Raw genomic sequence first — 4,329 nt, forward strand, 5'->3', positions numbered from 1 at the left:
TCCTTACGCTGCGATGACTAAAAGCAAGATGACCAGCGCTGCGACAACGTATAGACAATAGAGTCTGAAATCCCCGCCTTGTAGGCATTGGATACGTTTTGCAAAACGTTGGATACCACGAACCAGAGGATAAATAATGCGTTCATCCCAGAATGGTTCGACCTTTTCAGCACCGAGCTGTGTTTTATTAAAACCACGAGATAGCAATGGAGATGGATCAAGTTGTTTACGCATACGATAAAGTGGTGCAAACATGCTACGTAATGCTTGAGTAAAGCCACCTGCTGACACTGCCATGTCTTTTTCCCAGACATAACCACACGCCCAAGGGTTACCTTTACGACGAAACGCAGGTTGATTGCCTTTTAGACCGAGGTAAATCAGGAATGGGATAAGCGGTAGCGCGATTAATAAAACAAATGTTAATGCTGGAGAGAACATGGCTTGTGATGCGGCATCAGGAACAAGCATTGAGCCTTGAGCCACCGTTAATGCACTGGTTTCGCTAAGAGACATTGCGATATTGGCAATGATTGGCGCAACAAAAGCTGCCCCCACACCTAACACAACACAAAAAAGTGCTAATAAACCCATCGCAATCGTCATTGGTAATGGTACTTCTTTTGCTTTGGTTGCTTGCTCACTACGAGGGCCACCACAGAAGCTAACACCATAGACTTTAACGAAACACATTGCCGCTAATGCTCCAGTAATTGCCAGCATAATAATGGCAATAGGACCACTTAAGCGCATCACAAAGTTACCTTCGTAACTCATCGAGAATAGAGACTGATAGGTATACCATTCACTCACAAAACCGTTTAATGGTGGCAACGCTGAAATCGCCATACACCCAATTAAGAATGCCGTTGCAGTGTAAGGCATTAGTTTGGCTAATCCCCCCATCTTATCCATATCGCGGGTGTGAATTTGATTAATAATGGCGCCAGCACCAAGGAATAATAATCCTTTGAACACCGCATGATTTAATAAATGATATAAAGCGCCCAACAGGCCAAGTGCTGCAATAATAGGATGGTCTGTTGCCATTCCTACCATACCGACACCCACACCCATTAAGATAATGCCAATATTTTCAACGGTATGCCATGCAAGTAAACGTTTTAAATCGTGCTCTGCTAAGGCGTACATAACACCCAATACAGAAGAAACTGCACCGAATGCGAGGACAACAATTCCCCACCACATTTCAGTTGCACCCAATAAATCGATACCGACTTTGATTATCCCGAAGATACCAATTTTGACCATCACACCTGACATTAATGCCGATGCATGTGAAGGGGCTGCGGGGTGAGCTTTTGGTAACCAACTGTGTAATGGCAACATACCGGCTTTGGCACCAAAACCAAAGAATCCCAGTAAAAACACCACAGAAGCCATTGCTGGAGAAAGAGAAAGTTGACGGAATGAATCAAAATCAAGGCTTCCACTTTCACGCCACATCAAGAAGAAGGCAATCATGATTAACACGGAGCCTGCGTGGGCGATAAAGAAGTAAAGTAAACCTGCGTGAATAGATTCGTCATCTTGGTCAGCAATGACTAAGAACCAAGAAGCCAGTGACATCATTTCGAACAGGATAATAAAGTAGAACGCATTATCCATCACCACTAAGCCAACCATAGACGCAATAAACAGATTCATAAAGAATCCCATGCTCCAAGCGCCACGGCCTTTGTATTCTTGTACATACGCAAGGGAATAAAGTGCACACACACTGACCAGTAATGAAATGACGAATACCATAAAGGCGCCTAACATATCCATGCGCACCACAAAGGCGGCAAAATCGAAAGGCCCTGCGGCGGTAAAAGTCGCAATTTCACCACCAAAAATAACGGGTAATGCACTTAAAATACCTAAGACACCACCAATGATTGCGCTGATCCCTGAAATAAGGATTGCCAACCCTTCCTGTTTTTTTAAAAACAGTGCAATAACGCCACCAACAACATACAGGATGACTGACCACAGCAGTAACTGAAGAGGTTCCATATTACTTCCGCTCCTGTGCCAAAGTAGATAAATCGTCAAGACTTGTCATGGATCCCATCACTGAGTCTAAGCGACGCGTTTTCATCTGCTCTTCAAGTTTGTCTTCTTCGACTAAATGCAATGCATCGGTTGGACATACGTTGACACAAGCAGGGCCTTCATCAGAGAAAGCACATAAATCACATTTCACTGCGATTGCGCGGACACCCACATTCCATGCAAGGAATGGATTCGTTGTTGGAAGACTTGCTGGCACATCAGCCAACATTTCTTCAGGCACAAAATGTTCAAAAACAGCGGGTAAGTTAACGGGCTTACTGCCTGATGGTGTAATTGCACCAAAAGGACAAACCAGACCACACAACTTACAGCCAATACACAGACTCTCATTAAGAAAAATCATATTATCTTCATGAGTGATGGCATTGACTGGGCACACGCGAGCACAAGGAGCATCCTCACAGTGCCGACAAAGCATCGGTGCTGTCTGATCCTCCACTTTTACCACTGTAAGACGCGGATGCGCCTGTAACCCCACAGCTTGGTGAACTTCTGAACAAGCTGCCATACAGGTATTACACCCTATGCATCGTTGTGGCTCTGCAATTACAAAGCGATTCATTCGCCACATCCTCCGAGAAAAATGTTTAACAGCATTACTGTCGTCAATTTTTCTTTAGATGAAGCATATTTCATGCCAAAAGAGGATTTAATTTATTTATGATAAAAATCATTAGGTTAAAAAAGATGAGGAAAACAAAAAATGACGTGTCGACAATTATGACGTTGACAGTAAGTGGTGAGTTTTAAACAACAATTTTCGTCATCACAGTAATGTGATATCAACAAGGTGAAGCACAAAGAAAAATAGCTGAATTATCTGTGGATCATTCAGCTAAATTTAACTACATCATATTGCAACTTAATTTATCGTTTAAACTTAAGGCATAACAGGTGATACTAGCGGTGTTCTTTCATCATTTACCACTTTACCAAAACGTTCACTGCCCGTATTCCAATCGGTAATTGCCTGTTGAATTTCTTCTTTGCTACGACCAATAAAATTCCACCACATCAAAATTTGTTCATTTAAAGGCTCTCCACCTAAAAAGAGAATTTGGGCATTATCACTAAGTTCAATCATTAATGACTCGGCGTTTTGTATCCCAATATAAGCAAGTTCATTCGCAGCAAAGGTCTTCCCGTCTATTATCATTTCTCCCGTTAAAACAAAAATCCCATATTCATATTTAGCGTCTAATGATAAGGAAATACGCGTGGCATGTTTTGCCATAATATCCATACCGACCATAGGTAATAGACATAATACGGGAGAGTTGTGGGTTTGATAATTACCGATTAATAACGTGAAGTCAGCACCTTCAGCCTGCCATTTAGGCAAATCAGGATAGTGATCAAAGCGTGGCGGCATATTTCTTTTATCGTTTGGGAGCACGATCCATAATTGCGCCAAATGGACTTCTTTTTTATCACCGTGACTATCTTCTGAATGGCTAATACCGTGACCTGCGGTCATTAAATTCACTTGTTGAGGTCGAATAACTTGCTGAAAACCTAAACTATCACGATGTAAAATTTCCCCTTCTAGCATCCAAGTAAAGGTTTGCAAGCCGATATGGGGATGTGGCGAAATAGCTAATTTATCGACAGTGTCATTAAAAACGGTAGGGCCTAAATGATCGAGAAAACACCAAGGTCCAATTAAGCGTTGTTTTTTATCAGGTAAAACACGATAAGTTTCAATCCCGCCAACATCACGGGTTTTAGAGGTAATACGTAATGGGGCATTTGCGGTATCAGAGTGTTGATGTTCCATTGTTCACCTACTTTTAATTTATTGCTAAGTCATAAACATGCTTTATTTATTATCTAGTATAGATACTAGACTCTTATCTATTTAATAAGCAAAATATATCACTTAAGCAAAAAATAAGCCTGAAATTTCAGCTTATAAAAGTGAATAATAAGAATGACTTAATTTTTATAAATTTTCTTTTCTACTTGTTTCATTGAAGTTAAGCCAGATTGTAAATCTTCTGGTGTTGCTTCTGAAAAACCGTCTGTGAAAGTTGCTGACAAATATGCATCAACCATCATTTTAGCTTTAAATGGTGTTATTAATAAGCCACCCATTGCCATCATATTACAATTATTAATTATCTTACAAAAACGGGCAGTAGTGACGCTTTCACACACTCCACAATAAACATTTTTATGTTTATTCGCACTGATACTGACTCCCATGCCTGTACCACAAAAAACAAAACCAATATATTCAGGATGTTCAGA

At 40.9% G+C, this 4,329-nt stretch carries 4 protein-coding genes; all 4 read right to left on the reverse strand.

What is annotated here, in order from left to right:
- Nucleotides 1–3: 3 nt before the first annotated feature.
- Nucleotides 4–2,019, reverse strand: a complete 2,016-nt coding sequence (gene hyfB, locus BHE89_RS10500; RefSeq protein ID WP_069369757.1) for a hydrogenase 4 subunit B — start codon at nucleotides 2,017–2,019, stop codon at nucleotides 4–6.
- 1 nt (nucleotide 2,020) lies between these two features.
- A complete protein-coding gene (locus tag BHE89_RS10505) occupies nucleotides 2,021–2,641 on the reverse strand; it encodes a 4Fe-4S dicluster domain-containing protein (RefSeq protein ID WP_069369758.1) in 621 nt (206 codons plus the stop codon).
- A 318-nt stretch (nucleotides 2,642–2,959) separates the two neighbouring features.
- A complete protein-coding gene (locus tag BHE89_RS10510) occupies nucleotides 2,960–3,856 on the reverse strand; it encodes a pirin family protein (RefSeq protein WP_069369759.1) in 897 nt (298 codons plus the stop codon).
- A gap of 158 nt (nucleotides 3,857–4,014) precedes the next feature.
- On the reverse strand, nucleotides 4,015–4,329 hold a 315-nt coding region (locus BHE89_RS10515; protein ID WP_141008286.1), incomplete at its 5' end, for an RpiB/LacA/LacB family sugar-phosphate isomerase.

This window comes from Shigella sp. FC1967, assembly GCF_001743005.1.
In the GTDB taxonomy this organism is placed as follows: Bacteria; Pseudomonadota; Gammaproteobacteria; order Enterobacterales; family Enterobacteriaceae; genus Proteus.

Bases quoted from the DNA above. Each gene is read 5' to 3' on its own strand.
- hyfB (WP_069369757.1), bottom strand. From the start codon at position 2,019: ATGGAACCTCTTCAGTTACTGCTGTGGTCAGTCATCCTGTATGTTGTT.
- BHE89_RS10505 (WP_069369758.1), bottom strand. From the start codon at position 2,641: ATGAATCGCTTTGTAATTGCAGAGCCACAACGATGCATAGGGTGTAAT.
- BHE89_RS10510 (WP_069369759.1), bottom strand. From the start codon at position 3,856: ATGGAACATCAACACTCTGATACCGCAAATGCCCCATTACGTATTACC.